Source organism: Treponema peruense, assembly GCF_016117655.1.
GTDB classification, from domain to species: Bacteria; Spirochaetota; Spirochaetia; order Treponematales; family Treponemataceae; genus Treponema_D; species Treponema_D peruense.
In genome coordinates this window covers 616,719-633,583 of record NZ_CP064936.1, presented here as the reverse complement: position 1 = coordinate 633,583, position 16,865 = coordinate 616,719, and the positions used below count along the sequence as shown (strand labels likewise).

Annotated in this window: 13 protein-coding genes; 9 read left to right on the top strand and 4 right to left on the bottom strand. The window is 38.0% G+C overall.

Annotated features, from left to right (window positions below):
• The first annotated feature begins 378 nt into the window (after window positions 1-378).
• Window positions 379-735 (top strand): Hpt domain-containing protein, encoded by a 357-nt coding sequence (locus IWA51_RS03015; RefSeq protein ID WP_177528537.1) that lies wholly within the window; start codon window positions 379-381, stop codon window positions 733-735.
• 32 nt (window positions 736-767) lie between these two features.
• Complete coding sequence (locus tag IWA51_RS03010) at window positions 768-1,160, top strand: protease inhibitor I42 family protein (protein ID WP_198443136.1); 393 nt, start codon at window positions 768-770, stop codon at window positions 1,158-1,160.
• On the opposite strand, the gene pdxR is transcribed toward IWA51_RS03010, so the two are convergent.
• From pdxR to IWA51_RS02995, 3 genes are read right to left on the bottom strand one after another with little or no spacing between them, the layout of a single operon-like run.
• A complete protein-coding gene (gene pdxR, locus IWA51_RS03005) occupies window positions 1,138-2,556 on the bottom strand; it encodes a MocR-like pyridoxine biosynthesis transcription factor PdxR (RefSeq protein WP_198443135.1) in 1,419 nt (472 codons plus the stop codon). The two genes, IWA51_RS03010 and pdxR, sit on opposite strands and share 23 nt — an antisense overlap.
• An 8-nt stretch (window positions 2,557-2,564) precedes the next feature.
• Window positions 2,565-4,142, bottom strand: a complete 1,578-nt coding sequence (cls, locus tag IWA51_RS03000) for a cardiolipin synthase (protein WP_198443133.1) — start codon at window positions 4,140-4,142, stop codon at window positions 2,565-2,567.
• Window positions 4,139-4,666, bottom strand: a complete 528-nt coding sequence (locus IWA51_RS02995) for a GNAT family N-acetyltransferase (protein WP_198443131.1) — start codon at window positions 4,664-4,666, stop codon at window positions 4,139-4,141. Before IWA51_RS02995 ends, cls begins: the two co-directional genes overlap by 4 nt.
• Window positions 4,667-4,838: 172 nt before the next feature.
• Between IWA51_RS02995 and IWA51_RS02990 the strand changes: the two genes are divergently transcribed.
• A complete protein-coding gene (locus tag IWA51_RS02990; RefSeq protein ID WP_230402697.1) occupies window positions 4,839-6,245 on the top strand; it encodes an ArsB/NhaD family transporter in 1,407 nt (468 codons plus the stop codon).
• Window positions 6,246-6,363: 118 nt separating this feature from the next.
• Window positions 6,364-6,963 carry a cytidylate kinase-like family protein gene (locus IWA51_RS02985; protein WP_198443129.1) on the top strand — a complete coding sequence of 200 codons (600 nt, stop codon included), beginning with the start codon at window positions 6,364-6,366 and terminating at the stop codon, window positions 6,961-6,963.
• 86 nt (window positions 6,964-7,049) lie between these two features.
• On the opposite strand, the gene IWA51_RS02980 is transcribed toward IWA51_RS02985, so the two are convergent.
• A complete protein-coding gene (locus tag IWA51_RS02980; RefSeq protein WP_198443127.1) occupies window positions 7,050-8,117 on the bottom strand; it encodes a PTS sugar transporter subunit IIC in 1,068 nt (355 codons plus the stop codon).
• A gap of 297 nt (window positions 8,118-8,414) precedes the next feature.
• Between IWA51_RS02980 and IWA51_RS02975 the strand changes: the two genes are divergently transcribed.
• From IWA51_RS02975 to IWA51_RS02955, 5 genes are all read left to right on the top strand, one after another.
• A complete protein-coding gene (locus IWA51_RS02975; RefSeq protein WP_198443126.1) occupies window positions 8,415-8,837 on the top strand; it encodes a transposase in 423 nt (140 codons plus the stop codon).
• A gap of 43 nt (window positions 8,838-8,880) precedes the next feature.
• The gene (locus IWA51_RS12895) at window positions 8,881-9,042 is read left to right on the top strand and encodes a transposase (protein WP_198443124.1); all 162 of its coding nucleotides are present in this window, start codon (window positions 8,881-8,883) and stop codon (window positions 9,040-9,042) included.
• 198 nt (window positions 9,043-9,240) lie between these two features.
• On the top strand, window positions 9,241-10,821 hold the full coding sequence (locus tag IWA51_RS02965) for an ATP-binding protein (RefSeq protein ID WP_198443122.1): 1,581 nt from the start codon (window positions 9,241-9,243) through the stop codon (window positions 10,819-10,821).
• Between the two features lie 534 nt (window positions 10,822-11,355).
• Window positions 11,356-14,232: a carboxypeptidase regulatory-like domain-containing protein gene (locus tag IWA51_RS02960; RefSeq protein WP_198443120.1), complete on the top strand. Its 2,877-nt coding sequence runs from the start codon at window positions 11,356-11,358 to the stop codon at window positions 14,230-14,232.
• A gap of 23 nt (window positions 14,233-14,255) precedes the next feature.
• Window positions 14,256-16,757: an Lcl C-terminal domain-containing protein gene (locus tag IWA51_RS02955; protein WP_198443118.1), complete on the top strand. Its 2,502-nt coding sequence runs from the start codon at window positions 14,256-14,258 to the stop codon at window positions 16,755-16,757.
• Window positions 16,758-16,865 lie beyond the last annotated feature (108 nt).

Below are 16,865 nucleotides of genomic sequence, written 5' to 3'. Positions count from 1 at the left end.
TGCACTGCCACCTGGCGAAATATCGCAAAGGAGGTTAAGCGATACTTCTGTTATAATATTATCCTATATTTGCAATTATAATTTGTCAAGAAAATATATACTTTTATCCTAAAAATAATATTGAGAGCTTTTTTTTTATATAATTTAATGAATTTTATTATGTTTTTATCAAAAATACGTCAAAAACTGCAAAAAATTACTGGAAACGTTTCCTGCGGAATTTTTTTATATAATTTTCGCCATCAATCAACACGTGAAAACCCAATAGACACGCACTTTAAGACAAGAAACAAAAAAAATAATTGAGAAAAACAAAAAAACTCCTTATAATTTATTTAGTTACAAAGAGACATTGCGGCCTGTCAAAAGGAGAAAAACATGGACTTTATAGAAGAAATGAAAAACTCGGGTGTAGATACAGACAATGCACTCGAACGCTTTATAGGAAACACCGCTTTTCTTGAAAAAATGCTTAAAAAAATGCCTGCAAGCGTACAAAATCTGGAAGTTCTCAAATATATAGAAGAAAACGACATAAAAACAGCAACAGAAAATGCGCACACTCTCAAAGGAATGGCCGGAAACCTTTCGGTAACATTCATGTATGAAGCCTACACAAAAATCACTGATTATTTAAGGGCAAACGACATTGCAGCCGCCACTCAGCTTCTGAAACAGACGCTTCCCGCGCAGGAACAGTTCATTGCAAAGATAAATTCATTTCAAACAACGTAACTTTACAAAAGTCAGGAGGTTTTATTATCAGTATGAAAAAACAATCACATAAAGGCATTATTTCTGCAGGAATGTTCGGACTTGCCGGTCTTATACTTGCATCCTGCGCAGCAAAAGAAAACATGACAATTAAGCTTCAGGGAAACCCAAGTACAGGCTACACTTGGAATTATGAATTTTCTTCACCCGGAATCATTGAAATTAACGAAAAAAGTGAATATACAGGAAAGGACGGCGTAACAGGTGCCCCTTCAAACTACACTTTTACAATAGTTCCAAAGAAAGAGGGTTCAACAACGGTTACATTCTCGTACGCAAGGCCGTGGGAAGATTCCGAACCCGAAGAAACTGCACAATATTCAATTCTTGTAGGAAAAGATCTTTCTGTTTCGATAACACCGCTCAAGTCCGGCGGCACTGAGTAAACGTTTTTGCAATAAGTTCAGCACAACCGGCAATTCTTTCGCAGGGGACAGACGAATAACTTATTACAAAATAATGTTCTGCCACTGCGGGAGGATTTTCATAATATGAAGAAAGCGGTTCCATTTTTATTCCGTGTTCAAGAAGTTTCTGCCTGAATTCCTGATCGGTACAGATAAGGTCAAATCTTGCAAGGAAATGAAGCCCGGCGTTTTCTTCAAGAATTTTTATTCCGCCGTGCAAAGAATTTTTTTCAAGCCCTTCTATCAATAAATCACGCTTTGTTCGGTAGGCTTTTCTCATTCTGTTTATGTGCTTTTCAAAAAAACCGCCTTTCATAAAACGCGCAAGGGCATACTGTTCAAAAGCAGGCACCGTGCACGAATAAAAACCCAGCCTTCTGTTGAATTCTTCCATAAGCTGAGGCGGAAGTACCATGTAACTTATGCGGATTGTAGAAGCCAGGGTTTTTGTAAATGTATTCATGTAAATTACGTTTCCCAAAGCGTCTATGCTCTTTAACGTCGGCAACGGCTTTCCCGTAAACCTGAACTCGCCGTCGTAATCGTCTTCTACAATGTAGCGGCCGTTCTGCTGTGAAGACCACGAAAGAAGTTCGTATCTTCTGGAAACAGGCATTACGAGTCCCAAAGGAAAATGGTGTGAAGGTGACACGTGAACAACTTCTGTTCCTGTTTCTTTAAGCGCGTCTATTTTTATTCCGCTTTCGTCCATGTCCAGAGTTTTGCAGCATACACCGTAACTTGAATAAATTTTCTGTATTTTGGAATAGCCTGGGTTTTCCAAAGCATATTTTTTTTCAAAGCCCAGAAGCTGAATCAAAAGGCCGTAAAGGTATTCTGTTCCCGCCCCCACAACAATACAGAGCGGATCTATATTCATGCCCCGGAATGCACACAGATGTTCTGCTATTGCCGTGCGCAGTTCAAGCGTTCCGGCGGCCGGTGAAGGCGTCATGAGTTCGTCCCGGTTTTCTGAAAGGACTGTGCGCACAATTTTTGCCCACACAGAAAACGGAAAGTCATCTGCAGAAGTCCTGTTTGCCGAAAAGTCTGCATAAAGATTCTGAGCCGCCGAAGAGGGGTGTTTTTGGGGTACAGAAGTGCGGGCGCCGGTTGTATGTGAAACGGCTGCGGTTATGTCAGCGACAAAAAAACCTCGTTGCGGTTGAGAACAGATATATCCTTCGTCTTCCAGAAGGGAATAGGCGTTTTCTACAGTCGAAACCCCAAGGCCAAGATTGCCGGCGAGTGCTCTGCGTGAAGGCAGCTTTTGCCCGGCGGCGAGGTTACCGCGCAGGATGTCTGTTTTTATAAGTTCGTACAGCTTGCGGTACATGGGGAGCGTTCCGTCCCTGTCAATTGCGTATGTTAACATAGGGCAGCCTAAAGCAGCGGCGCAAACAGCCTGAACAGTCCGTCTATAAAATGGCTTGCTATATTGCGCTCACTTCTGTATTTTTCTGTTACTTCACGGCACTGCGGGAAGGTAATTTCAAAGTCTCTTTTTATCTGTCCCACAGCGTCACAGTTATACATCAGTACACCGTCTTCAAAGTGGTAATAAAAACTTCTGAAATCAAAGTTTACTGTTCCGCAGGTCGCAATGCAGTCATCACTTACAACCTGTTTTGCATGGTTAAATCCGGGAGTATATTCAAAAATTCTCACCCTGCTACGAACAAGCCGCGTGTAATAGGAACGCGTAAGTTTGTAAATAATTTTTTTGTCAGGAATTCCGGGCGTTATTATTCTTACGTCTACACCTCGTTCGGCCGCAAGACAAAGCGCCTTTGACATTTCGTCCATTATGATGAGATAAGGTGTGCTTATGTAAACGTAATGCTTTGCGGCATTTATTATGTTCATGTAAACGTCTTCACCGGTGTGGGCGTGATCCATGGGGCTGTCTGCATAAGGCTGAATAAAACCGGCACTTTTTGCAGAAGGTTCACTCTGCGAAAGATATTTGTCAAAGTTGTCAATATTTCTTTCTTTAATATTTATGGCATTCCATGTTTCAAGAAACATCATCGTAAGGCTTTTTACTGCATCGCCTTCAAGCTTTACCCCAGTGTCTTTCCAGTAGCCGTGCGGGTGCGTTATGTTAAAGTATTCGTTGGCAATATTGTATCCGCCTGTAAAACCTATTTTTCCGTCAACTACGGTTATTTTTCTGTGGTCGCGGTGATTCAAAAACACATGGAATACAGGGAACAGAACGGGGTTAAACACGCGGCATCTTATTCCTTCGGCTTCGAGTCTTTTTTTGAATGAATATGTTACGTAGCTTATACTGCCTATGTCATCGTAAAGCAGACGCACTTCCACGCCTTCTGAAACTTTTTTTACAAGAATTGATTCCAGTTCGTGAAAGGCTTCGGTGTCTTCTACTGCAAAATATTCCATGAAGATAAATTTTTTTGCATTTTTTACCGCCTCAAGCTGAACTTCAAATGCGTCAGAGGCATGGGCAAAAAATTTTGTGTCAGTTGCATCATAAACCGGAAAGTGCGATTTTGTCGAAACATACCGGAACATATTGGCAACAGTAAAATCTGTGCGCTCCAGTTTTTTTAAGACAGTACCGTCGGCAGGAAGAAGAGGAAAAAGCTGCGAGTCCATTTTGGCATAGCGTTTTTTCATAAACCCCGTTGACTCGTATACCGTAAACCAGATGTACATAAAAATTCCCAGAACAGGGAGCGCAAATATAAGTATTGTCCACGATATTTTCTGTGCCGAATTGATGTGGGTTCCGTAGATTACAAGAACGATAAAAAACGAAAGTGCAGTAACAGCCATTGAAATCCAGCGGTAATACTGGCCAAGTATTGTAAAGGCAAGTACGAACCACACTCCCTGAAGAAGAATAAGAAACGCCGCGACTATAAGCCTCAAAAGACCGTTGCGGCGTTCAGATTTGTTTTTGGAACGCTTCTGTACATTCTCTCTGTTTTTCATCTCTGCACTATCCTTTTTTCCATATAAACCATGTCATACCATTCGCCGAATTTGTATGCGCAGGAAGTGAATTTTCCCACTGTTTCAAAACCCATTGCGGCATGAAAAAGAATACTGCCATCTGTAAGATAAAGGTCATCTTTTCGCGGCGTTGCGGCTATTTTTGCGTAAAGGTTTGTTATGTGCATTAAGGAGAGCCTGTTTTCCATCTCGCTGTAAAGACGGCGGCCCAGTCCTTTTCCGTGATAGTTTTTGTCTATGTAAACAGAAAGTTCCACACTGAAGTCGTATGCCTTTCTTTCGCTGAATCTTGAAGCGTAGGCATAACCGACGATTGTTCCGTCACAGACAGCCACGATGAAAGGGTAAACGGCCAGCGTTTTTTCTATTCTTGCACGGAACTCTTCTTCTGAAGGTACATCATACTCAAAGGTAATTGCGGTTTCTGTAACATACGGTGCGTAAATTGAAAGCAGTTTTTCTGCATCATCCGGAACAGCACTTCTTATTTTAATTTCACTCATTTTTTCTCTTCCTGCATTTTACAAACTTTTATAATTTATGAATACTGCCATGAGTATAACGCGGTTTTTATACTTTTAACACAGATATTATTGAATACAGACATTGTTCTTACTATAATATTATCGATTTTTCGGAAAGAACCATCAGTTTATAAACAGCACAACAGGCAGAATGTTACAAAAATTACTTTTTCTGCCGCAAATTCAGACAAAGAAGGACAAAACTATGCTTGCACAGATTCTGGCCGTCGTTATTTTCGTTGCAATGTTTGCATTGATTATAAGCGAAAAATTTGAACGGCACTATGTAACGCTGGTCAGCGGCGCCCTTACGCTGCTTCTTGTATTCGGACTGGGACTGCACAGCCTTGAAGCAGTAAAGCACACCCTTAACATCGGAAGCATTTTTACTGCCGGTTTCTGGTACCAGTCGGGTTCAGCCTCAGAATCTTCCGGCGGAATCAACTGGGCTACGATTATCTTTATTGCCGGCATGATGGTCATGGTAGAAGGAATGGCCCGCGTAGGCTTTTTCAGATGGCTGTGCATGCTTATTGCAAAGACCGTTAACTACAAAACAAAGCTTATCTTCATTACATTCATGCTTATGTCTACAGTGCTGGCAATGTTTATTGACAGCATTACGGTTATTCTGTTTCTTGCTGCCGTTACCGTTGAACTTTCACACCTGCTTAAATTCAACCCGGTGCCAATGATTCTTGCAGAAATTTTCTGTGCAAATCTGGGCGGTTCTGCAACAATGTGCGGTGATCCGCCAAACATAATTATTGGTACTTCGTTCGGCTATTCTTTCGGCGACTTTATAATGAATACAGGTGCCATGGCAGGAATTTCACTTGTCTTTACGCTTATTTTCTTTTACTTTTCGTTCAGAAAGGAACTTGTGTCTGCAGATTCAAACATTGACACTTCTACTTTCCCCAGTCCCGAAAGTGCCATTAAAGACAAAAAAGGATTTGCCGTAAGCTGCGTTATTTTCCTTTGTGCCGTTGTTATGCTCGTAACACACGCCATGACAGGACTTACGGTTGCCACAATCGGTGCGTTTATAGCAGCTGCAACAATTCTTACTTCCATAAAACATACCGGCGAAATAATGAAACGCGTGGACTACAAGACGCTACTTTTCTTTATAGGACTTTTTGTTGTCGTAGGCGGACTTGAAGAAACTGGCATTCTTAATATAGTTGCAGGCTTTATCGGAAAAATCAGCGGAGGTAACACTTACCTTATGATAGCAATCATCGTCTGGGGTTCGGCAATTGCCAGTGCCTTTATAGACAACATTCCGTTTGCCGCAACAATGATTCCTGTTGTACAGGCACTTTCTGTTTCTACAGGCGTTCCGCTTGAAACACTTGCATGGAGCCTTTCAATGGGAACAGACATAGGAGGAAGTGCAACACCTATCGGAGCTTCTGCAAACGTTGTGGGTACTTCAGTTGCTGCAAAATCAGGACACCCTGTCGGATGGGGCGAATACTGCAAAAAATCGCTGCCTGCAACCGTTATTGTAATGACAATCTGTACTGTGTTTATTTTTATACGATATCTGTAAATACTATCCAAAAACTGACTGCGAATTTTTCGTGGCCAGCTCAGTTTTTTAAATTCAGGGTTGCAAACACAGTCAACAGGATTTACAATTTTATGGTTAAGACCAGCATGGGGGAAATATGGACAAACAGATAATAATTTCTATAGGACGCGAATACGGAAGTGGCGGTCACGAGATTGGACGCAAGATTGCAAAATTGCTTGACATTCCTTTCTACGACAGAAATCTTCTTGACGAAATTGCTGACGCAAAAAATGTTGACGCAAAGAAACTTGAAAAATATGACGAGGCACCCAGCAGAATGTTTCTGAGTAGAACCGTCAGGGGGTTTTCAAACTCACCGTCAGTCAACATTGCCGAGATGCAGTTTGATCTTTTGAGGGAAAAGGCGGCGGCTGGTGAATCTTTTGTAATAGTCGGACGCTGTTCTGAAGATTTGTTCAAAGAGGTAAAAGGTCTCTTTTCTGTATTTATTCTGGGCGACTACGAAACAAAGCTTGACCGCGTAATGGAACGCCGCTCTCTTTCTGCAAAGGAAGCTGCTCTTGCCATAGAGCGCCATGACAGAAACAGAAAGGCATACCACAACCATTTCTGCAACGGAAAATGGGGTGACTCACGCAATTATGATATGTGCATTAACAGTAGTCGCCTTGGCGTAGACGGAACAGTAGAATACCTTAAAGACTACGTGGACCGCTTTATAAAGACACTGTAACAATAAGATTATTCTACCTGATGGTGGATTATTATTATTTGAAAGATAAGGCCGGCTGTTCCGAATTGAACAACCGGCCTTATTTATTATTCTGGAAGGACCAGATCACCTTCTTTTATCCATCCTGCTTTTCTGAGTGCGGCAGAAAACAGCCATGACAGAAGTCCTGGCAGAATAAAACACACAAGCACAAGACCAGCCCAGTCCATAAAGCCTGGTGTTACCGGAACAGCACCGTGAAGGACTGCAGCGGCAGAAGGCTGGAACCATCCTGTAATAACGCCAATCTGTCCTACAAAACCGCAGGTTCCCATTCCCGAAGAAACAGCAGCGCCGTTCATTTCCATCTTAAAGAGACATGTTGCAACGGGGCCTGTAATCAAAGATGCAAGTACCGGCGGAATCCATATACGCGGATTTTTTATTATATTCGGCATCTGAAGCATGGAAGTTCCCAGTCCCTGTGAAAGAAGACCACTCCACCTGTTTTCCTTAAAGCTCATTACTGCAAAACCGACCATCTGTGCACAGCAGCCTGCAACCGCCGCGCCTCCTGCAAGCCCCGTAAGTCCAAGAGCTGCACATATTGCCGCAGAACTTATAGGAAGTGTAAGAGCCACGCCTACAACGACAGAAATAATCATTCCCATTACAAAAGGTCTGAGTGTTGTTGCCCAGACAATGAGGTTGCCGAAAGACGCGGCTGCTTTTCCGATGATTCCGGCACAGAGAACAGTCAAAAGTGCCCCGGAAAGAATCGTAACAAAAGGGGTAACAATTATGTCTATCTTTGTCTTTTTGCTTACGAGGGAACCACATTCAGCCGCAAGTATACTTATAACAAGAACTGCAAGCGGACCGCCCGCCCCTCCTGAAACATTCGCTGCAGAACCTACAGCAACCAGACAGAAAAGAACCAGCGGTGCAACCTTCATGGCATATCCTATTCCGACAGCCATTGCAGCGCCTACAACATGAGGGTCAGTGGCAAAGTTTCCTGCATTTACAAGGAATTCAAAGACAGGATTTGTTCCGAGCCGCAAAAGCTGCTGTCCGAAAGTCTTTACAATTGTTCCGATAAGAAGCGAGGCAAAAAGTCCCTGCGCCATTCCGCTCATAGCATCAATAAGATACCGCTTGACGTACTTGTTCATCACGTCCTCCATGAGAAAAAAAGAAAATGTAGTGTTGATATACTCGTTGATGTGGGATAAGAGACTTCGTAAGCTCATTAGACAGTAGTTTTCTGCCGCCGTTCATCACAAACGTAACATCTGGAAATATGCCGCATTTTAACAGAACATAAAGATATTTTCAACCACGGGGAAAAGATAATGCCCACTTGTTTTACAAGTACGCAGCCTGCGGCGGTATAAAAATTGCCTAGGAGTTTGACCATCTTATTAGCATAAAAATTTGCAAATCATTTCAAATCTTATAAAATTCCAGATATGGAAAGATTTGTTGATGTAGACCGTGACACTCCGTTTTTGTTTGAACAGGATTTGAGGGACTGGGTTCCAAAAGATCACATAGTACACTTTATAATAGAAGCAGTTGAGGCAATTTCACCGACAGTGACTTATCATGTAAATGAAAGAGACTGCGGAAGTAAGCAGTTCAATCCTGTAATGATGACCGAACTGCTTATGTACAGTTACTCAACAAAGAGGTTTTCTGCCTATGCAATTGAAAAGGCAAGTTATACAGATATTCCGACAATGTACATAACCTGTATGAAACATCCTGACCACAATACAATCAACAATTTCAGGAAAAATAACAAGGAAGCATTCAGAGAAGTTTTTGTAAAAGTCCTTCTTCTGCGCGACAAAACGCGAGCCTCACGGAAAAACTGTAGAACAGCTTTTTGAAAATCTACCTTCTGCACTGCCGGAAGAAAATCCAGAAGAGCAGATGACAACCGACAAAATGCAAAAGAGACTCAAGACGAAACCCGGACAGAAAATTTACAATAAACGTAAGATTACTTCTGAACCTGTATTCGGAATTATAAAACGGGTCATGGGGTTCCGTCAGTTTCTTATGCGTGGGATTGATAACATTTCCATTGAATAAGATTTGGTTACTACAGCTTACAATTTAAGCCGCATGTATGCCTTGAATCTTGCAAAAAACAAATAAAAGACAAGATTCAAAAAAAAATAAACAAGCTCTTTAATTTGTGAAAAAGAGCGTGTTTTAAGAAGTTAAGATGGTCAGACTCCTAGTATATTCTGCATTGAATATAGTTACTTTTCAAGATATAATAATCGTATGGCAGAATTAAAACTTTTTCCAATTGGGTTGCAGGATTTTTCTCAGATTAGGCGCAACGGTTATTATTATGTAGACAAAACAGACATTGTTTATAAAATGACACATACAGACCGCGTTTATTTTTTGAGCCGTCCGCGTCGTTTTGGAAAATCACTTTTAATTTCGACATTGCGTGATTATTTTTTAGGAAAGAAAGAACTTTTTGAAGGCCTTGCAATCGAAAAACTCGAAAAAGAATGGAAAAAGTATCCTGTTTTTCATTTAAGTTTTGCAGGAACAAAATTTACAGATTTACAAACTTTTCAAATTTATATGAATTATAAACTTGGTGAATTTGAAGAAAAATATCAGATTACAAATAAAAACGGTTATGAATGGGGAAGTCGTTTTTCAGAACTTCTTAAGGCTGCATACGAACAATCTGGCACAGAACCTGTAATTCTTGTAGATGAATACGATGCGCCGCTTTTGGATACAATGGATAATCCTAAACTCCAGCTTATTCTAAAACAGGAAGTGCGCAAGCTATTTAGTCCGTTAAAAGATATGGGTGGAATTTTAAGATTTGTTTTTTTGACAGGAATCAGCAAGTTCAGCCAACTGAGTATTTTCAGTGAATTGAATAATTTAAAAGTTATTACAATGAAAGATGATTATGCTGCTGTTTGTGGAATTACAAAAGAAGAACTTTTTTCTCAAATGAAGAGCGAAATCCAGGCGCTTGCAGATAAAAACAATATGACCTATGACGAAGCCTGTGCTGCTCTTACTCAAAAATATGACGGTTATCATTTTACAGAAAAGTCACCTGATATTTTCAATCCGTTCAGTTTACTCAATGCTCTTTCTGACAGTAAACTTACAAATTATTGGTTTGCAACAGGAACACCGACAATTCTTACGCGTCTAATAAAAAAATACAATATGGATCCTGAAAGTTTTGACAAAGGATTTCCTGCAACACTTGAAATGTTTGACGCTCCGACAGAAACGGCGACAAATCCAATTCCTATGCTTTATCAGAGCGGATATCTTACAATCAAAAATTATGACGGCTATGAATATACACTTGGATTTCCAAATGATGAGGTGCGACTGGGCTTTGTAAAATCACTTATGCCTTATTACGCAACAGAAGATCAAATTCAAAATGACAGTTTTATTTTAAGAATAACAAAGGCTTTTCGTGAAAACCGTCTTGAAGATGCACTAAAAGAAATGAAAGCCTTTTTGTCTTCGATTCCGTATAATGCAGAAAAGCAGGATGAAAATCACTACAAAACTTTATTCTATTTAATTGCAAGATTGTGCACGCCGTATGTAGTCCGCACAGAAGAAGCAAGTGCTGCCGGCCGAAGTGATATGGTTGTAGAAACAGAAAGTGCTGTTTATGTTTTTGAATTCAAACTCGACGGAACAGTAGAAGAAGCACTTACGCAGATTGATTCAAAAGGATATCTGATTCCGTATTCAGTTACAAAAGATAAAAACGGCAATGACAAACGCCTGGTAAAAATCGGCGTAAGTTTTGATGCAGAAAAGCGTACACTTGGCGAATGGAAGATTGTAGAAAATTGAATTTAAGTTGATAAATTTTCTGTTATGTGTTATAATATGCATAATAAACTAAGGGGAGATGTAAGTTATGCAGCGCGACATGTTCTGTTCTGAAATAACTGTCTCTTTTTATAATTCAAATCACATCTGTCCAAGATAAATTAGGTGCTTTTTGCAGAACCTTCGCATAAAGAAATTCTACGGGCAGAGCGGGAATGCGGTGAGAACGCAGATTTGGATCGCGCTGATTGTCTATCTGCTGTACCTGAAACTCCGGCAGATGAGCCGTGAGTCGTCAAAGAGCTTCACACATTTTTGCTGCGAGATTGCAGTCTGTCTTTTCGAGCGCAAGGATTTGTTCGAATGGCTCTCTGGCACTCCGCCTAAGAAATGTTCCGCTCCTGTCGGACAGCCCGTGCTGGATTTCGGGATTGGAGATTATCTTGGACAGTAGTGAATTCAAATAGGAAAATTAAGGCATATTCTTTATATAATGCATAAGAAATGTGCCTTTTTTTGTTTTAAATCAAAAAATTATATTGTGGGGGTATTTTTATGAAAAAGCCAATTTATTTTTTGTTATGTGTTTTTCTTTTTTTGGGAATAAACTTTTCTTGTAGTTTTTCTGATAAAGATGATTCATCAAAAGATTTTAACAATCAAGAAACTGTGTTAAGTATTCCGTCAATTTCTCCAAGTGGCGGAGATTATTCTGAAGGAAAAAAGACAATTTCTTTAACAAGCGAAACAGCGAATTCTGTAATTTTTTATACGACAGACGGAAGTGAACCTTCTTCGTCTTCTTCTATGTACACTGAATCTTTTTCAATTATTGGTTCAAAAACTATTAAAGCTGTAACTTATTCAAAAGATTTAAAAACTAAAAGTGCTGTTGCAACTGCCGTTTTTAATTTAAATGCAGGTAAAACTCAAAGTCAATTGGGTGTTGTTACAGGTAAAATTGGACTTTCTCCATCTTTAAGTCCAGATGTTCAAAATGCTATAAAAGATTCAAAAATTTATATTTATAGCGACGATTTACCCGGTGTTGTAAAACAAGGAAAAGTTGGTGAAGAATTTTATTTTGACGGATTAGACACTTCAAAATCTTATTCTTTTTATTTTACAAATAATAAACCTTCTGTGTTTCAAGAAAGTAAAAATAGCCGAGCTATAGATTATAATGCAACTTTATTTGATAAAAATGGAAATCCAATTGTTGCGGTTGAAATTTCAAATGTAAAACCTGAAGAAGGAGCCGGCGTTGATTTAAGCGAAGTTGAACTTGATGCAACCGGCTCAATAAAAGGAAAAGCTTTTAGGTATAATGTAAAAGGAGAACAAGAAAGCGATAATTCAGGAATTTCTGTTTTTATTCCTGGAACTTCTTATGTAGCTTTAACTGATGAAAACGGTAATTTTGAAATTTTAGGTGTTCCACAAGGATTACATACAATCAGGGCTACTTTGTCCGGTTATAATTTTGCTCAAAAAGAAAATGTTCTTCTTAAAGCGTCAGAAGAAGATAAAGAAAATCCACCTGTTGCAGAAATTACAGATGCTTTGTCTTTATATTTTGGTCAAGGAATTGTAAAAGGAACTGTATTATTAAACGATGAAATTGATGATTTTAGCGGAATTCAAGTTGTTTTAACGGACCGTACAAATTCTTACAATTATTCTGCAATAACAGACAAAAACGGATCTTGGGGTGTTACGGACGTTTATCCTGGAAAATATACAATTGAATTTATAAAAGACGGTTATGAAAGTCAAACTGTTTGCGATATTCAAATTATTGGTGCAAAGGTTACAAATGTTCCTCTTTTAAGTCTTTATGTAATAGGCGGTTCTTTAAACGGAAAAGTTTTAATCGATGGAAAAAGTGATTTTACCGGTATTTCTGTTTTAGCAGAAAATACAAATGGAAAAATGCTTTTTGCTCTTACAAATGAAGAAGGTAACTTTGCTTTTGAAAATGTAATGCCTGGAACTTGGACAATTAGTGCAACTTATGTAGGTTATTCAAAAATAAAAACTTCTGAAATTGTAGTTTTAATGGGAGAAACTTTAGATTTAGGTTTAATTGGCACAATGGAAAAAACAACTTATTCTGTTACAGGAAGTGTTGTTTTAGAAGGACAAGATAGTGGATTTGAAGGAACTTCTATTTTAATTACAAATGCAAATGATCCAAATGATACACAAACCACTGTTACAAATGTTGAAGGTGTTTACAATTTTAGTTCACTTAATCAGGGAACTTACATTCTTACGATTTCAAGAAATGAGTTTTTAACAAATTCCGGTGTTACAGTTGAAGTTGGATCTTCTTTAATTGCTGTTGCAGAAAGTGTCGTTTTAAAATCAAATGCAGGAATTGTTAGCGGAAACGTAACTTTAGAAGGAAAAGACAGCTTTGAAGGAATTTCAATTTTACTTTCTAATCAAAATACTGATACAACTTATTCAACAGTTACAGATTCAAACGGGCATTATGCTTTATCTGGAATAAAACCTGGAACTTATCGCATTCAAGCAACAATTTCTGGTTATAATACAAGTCTTAGCGATCCTTTTACTGTTTCTAGCGGAGAAGTTTCTATTCCTTCCGATCAAATGTTAAAGGTAAGTATGAGAAGTCTTTTTGGAACTGTAATTTTAGAAAATAAAACTGATTTTACAGGAGTTCGCATAACTGCAACAAAAATAACGGAAACTACAGAAATTTATTCAGCCCTTTCTAATTCAAGCGGAACTTACGCAATAGCTGGAATGACACCGGGTGAATACATTTTGTCTTATTCTTTTGAAGGTTATGTTTCTAAAACAAGTTCTTCTGTTTCTTTAACAGATAATTCTTCTATAGAAATTGAAAAAATTGAATTAAAAAAAGCAACCGGAAAAATTGCAGGAATTGTAAATCTTGAAGGCTGCACAAATCATTCAGGCATTAAAGTTGAATTAGTTGGAACAGATTACACAACTACAACAGATATTGATGGAAGATATGAATTTAGCGTTCCAAGTGGAAATTATCCCGGTGGCGTTAGTTTTACTAAAGAAGATTTTAAAGTTACAATGCAAGCCCAAACTCTTACAGTTTTAACAGATTCAACTTATGGAGTTCCGACTGTAGAAATGAAAGGAATTGCTGCAACAGTTAAAGGGAAACTTTCCATTTCAGGCTGGGAAGAAGGAAAATCTTATAAAGATGTTGTTTCTATTACAATTGACGGCGACGGTTTTGAAAAATTTTCTACAACAACAGATGACGATGGTTCTTGGCAAATTGATCACATTCCTTTAGGTTATGTAACTTTCCGTTATAAATCAAATAATATTCCAGATGTAACTCAAGAAATTAAAGTTGTGTCTTGTGATTTTGTAGATTGCGGAAGTTTAGAATTAATTCCGGACAGTGAACATTAAAAGGTTTTGCTTTATTAAATGGAATGAACGACAATGCAAATATTATTGTAACTGTTCAAACCGAAGGAAAAGACGATATTGTTTCAAGAACAGATTCAACGGGATTTTTTACTGTAAATAATGTTTTAGCTTCTGTAAATCACACAGTAACATTTAGTAAATCAGGATGGAATTCTTCAGATTTAACTGTAGAAAATCTTACAAAATTAGAAGAAAGAACTATTGCAGAAAGCGGAAGCGTTATTTTGCAAGATACAACTTCTCCTGTAATTGAAAGTGTTGTTTTAAATGAAGGAGCAAATTTTACTGACAATCCACAATTTTCTGTTTTAATAACATCAATAGAAGAAGGAAGTGGAATAAGTCAAATGGCTGTTCAACTTTATAGAACAACTGACGACGGAAAAGAAGTTTTGTATCCAACAGAAAAAAGTTTTGAACCTTTTAAAGCAAATTTTACTTACGATATAAGTTCTCTTCCAAAATCAATTTACGGTGGAAATGACGAATATAAGATTATAATTACTTTAAAAGATTTAAGCGGTAATGAAAGTCAAGAAAAAAGCGATTCAATTACACTTTCAGATCAAGTAAAAACTTTAAAAGGTGTTTTAACCGGCGAAGATTTACATCTTACAAAAGTAAACAGCCCGTATCGAGTTGAAAACAATATTTTAGTTGAAGAAGGCAATGTTTTAACAATTGATCCAGGTGTTGAAATTCGTTTTGCAGGAAATTATTACTTACGCATAAACGGTGAAATTAATGCTCGAGGAACAGAAAAAGAACACATTGTCTTTACAAAAACTGATGACGCTGAACTTATAGAAAATAATGATAGGTATTGGGATGGAAATGCTTGGGTTTATGATACAACGCAATATTATTGGAACGGTTTACAAGTAACAGATAAATCTTCAAGTTTAAATGTTGATTCAAATCAAAATTACATAAGCGGAAATATTTTTGAATACTGCGATGTAAAAGGAGCAATTTATCCATTTAACAAAGCAGAAAGCGGTTCTGCGTTTGTTTCAAATATGAATATTGATGACGGAAGTAATTTTTATAGTGGAGGTAAATCTGTTATAAAATCATCAATAATAAAAACGCATGTAAATATTGAAAACTATGCATATCTTGATTCTTCTACAGTTGAAGGACTTAGCGTTGGCTCATATTCAACTGTAAAAAATAATATTGTTTCAGGAATTGTTAATTTAAGTTCAGAAGTAGCTATGATTAGTGGAAATACTTTCCAAGAAAATACTTCATTTAATATTTCAAGTTCTACTCAAATTTTAACTAACGAAATTATTGCATTAAAAACTCCAATAAAAGTAGGCTCATTCAGTGGAAAATTCTCTTTTAACAAATTTACAGATTGTGGAGGAATAATTCTTGACGCAAGTTCTTCTCGTTATAGTAATCAGCAAGTTGTAGATTTTACAGGTAATTATTGGGGAACAGCTTACACTGAAGAATTAAACTTAATCGGTGCAAACAATAATGCAAGTTTTATTTCTGATTACTACGACGGAAACTTTGATTTAATTAAAATCGATTATTCAGGATGGGTAACAGGAGTAGACACACAAGCAACTGTAAATTCTATTTCAATTCCAAAAGCTGGAATTAGTAAAAACGGTTTAAAAGTAAAAGCTTTAGTAAAAGGAAGCAATTTTGATGCTTTAAATGTTAAGAATCTTGAATTTACTTGTAGCAATTCTTTAATTGTAGAAAATACAAAAGAATCAATTAAAATTTTAAGTCCAAAAGTTGTTCAAGTTGAGTTTACAATTCCAAGTGTAGCAGGTGAATACGAAATTACAGTTTCAAGCGGAAGTACTTCTGCAAAACAAAACTTTATTGTAAAAGATTATTCTGAGTTTGAAGTTGGAGACATTCTTTATAATGACGGAACACGCCTTTCAAAAGATGAAACTTATTCCGGAAGTGCAAGTCCGATTGCAGTCGTAATAGGCTTTAATGATTACGGAGCTGCGTTGGGTGTTGGGGTAAAACATAGTTATTCTTTACAGTGGGCTCTAAATGACACGACAGGTCATAACATAACTTTCTATAATATTATTTGTACATCGGACATATATGGAGCAGGAGCAGCCGATACAGCTGTATTTAGTGGCGACACAGACGGAAGCGACAACTGGCAAATGATTTGTATTGCAGATGAGCAAGGCGCAGCTGATGCTGCGACAAATTATCCTGCCTTTAATTATGCAAATACTTACAGCCAGCAAGATTTAAACTGTACAGAAGAATATGCAGAAGGCTGGTATTTACCAAGTATTGCAGAATTAAGGCAAATTTACAGAAATAAAGACGCTGTTAATAGTGCGCTTTCTAATTGTAATGGAATGCAGATTAGCGATGACTACTATTGGTCGTCGTCGCAGTACAATAACGTCGACTACACCGCGTGGAGACTCGATTTCAGTGACGGCTACCTCACCACCAACTACAAGAGCTACCTTTATTGTGTTTGTTGTGTGCGGGCCTTTTAAAAGCGTTGTTGCTTAGCAACATAAGCGATTTAACTATTTAACTATTTTTGGGGCTGTCTTAGAAGTTATCCAACACTTCATAAGGACAGCCTTTTTTTCATTCCAAAA

What these genes read in the sequence shown, in the direction of transcription:
- IWA51_RS02985 (WP_198443129.1), top strand. Translation starts at nt 6,364, where the DNA reads ATGGACAAACAGATAATAATTTCTATAGGACGCGAATACGGAAGTGGC.
- pdxR (WP_198443135.1), bottom strand. Translation starts at nt 2,556, where the DNA reads ATGTTAACATACGCAATTGACAGGGACGGAACGCTCCCCATGTACCGC.
- IWA51_RS03015 (WP_177528537.1), top strand. Translation starts at nt 379, where the DNA reads ATGGACTTTATAGAAGAAATGAAAAACTCGGGTGTAGATACAGACAAT.
- IWA51_RS02980 (WP_198443127.1), bottom strand. Translation starts at nt 8,117, where the DNA reads ATGAACAAGTACGTCAAGCGGTATCTTATTGATGCTATGAGCGGAATG.
- IWA51_RS02965 (WP_198443122.1), top strand. Translation starts at nt 9,241, where the DNA reads ATGGCAGAATTAAAACTTTTTCCAATTGGGTTGCAGGATTTTTCTCAG.
- IWA51_RS02990 (WP_230402697.1), top strand. Translation starts at nt 4,839, where the DNA reads ATGTTACAAAAATTACTTTTTCTGCCGCAAATTCAGACAAAGAAGGAC.
- IWA51_RS12895 (WP_198443124.1), top strand. Translation starts at nt 8,881, where the DNA reads ATGACAACCGACAAAATGCAAAAGAGACTCAAGACGAAACCCGGACAG.
- IWA51_RS02960 (WP_198443120.1), top strand. Translation starts at nt 11,356, where the DNA reads ATGAAAAAGCCAATTTATTTTTTGTTATGTGTTTTTCTTTTTTTGGGA.
- IWA51_RS02995 (WP_198443131.1), bottom strand. Translation starts at nt 4,666, where the DNA reads ATGAGTGAAATTAAAATAAGAAGTGCTGTTCCGGATGATGCAGAAAAA.
- IWA51_RS02975 (WP_198443126.1), top strand. Translation starts at nt 8,415, where the DNA reads ATGGAAAGATTTGTTGATGTAGACCGTGACACTCCGTTTTTGTTTGAA.
- IWA51_RS03010 (WP_198443136.1), top strand. Translation starts at nt 768, where the DNA reads ATGAAAAAACAATCACATAAAGGCATTATTTCTGCAGGAATGTTCGGA.
- cls (WP_198443133.1), bottom strand. Translation starts at nt 4,142, where the DNA reads ATGAAAAACAGAGAGAATGTACAGAAGCGTTCCAAAAACAAATCTGAA.
- IWA51_RS02955 (WP_198443118.1), top strand. Translation starts at nt 14,256, where the DNA reads ATGAACGACAATGCAAATATTATTGTAACTGTTCAAACCGAAGGAAAA.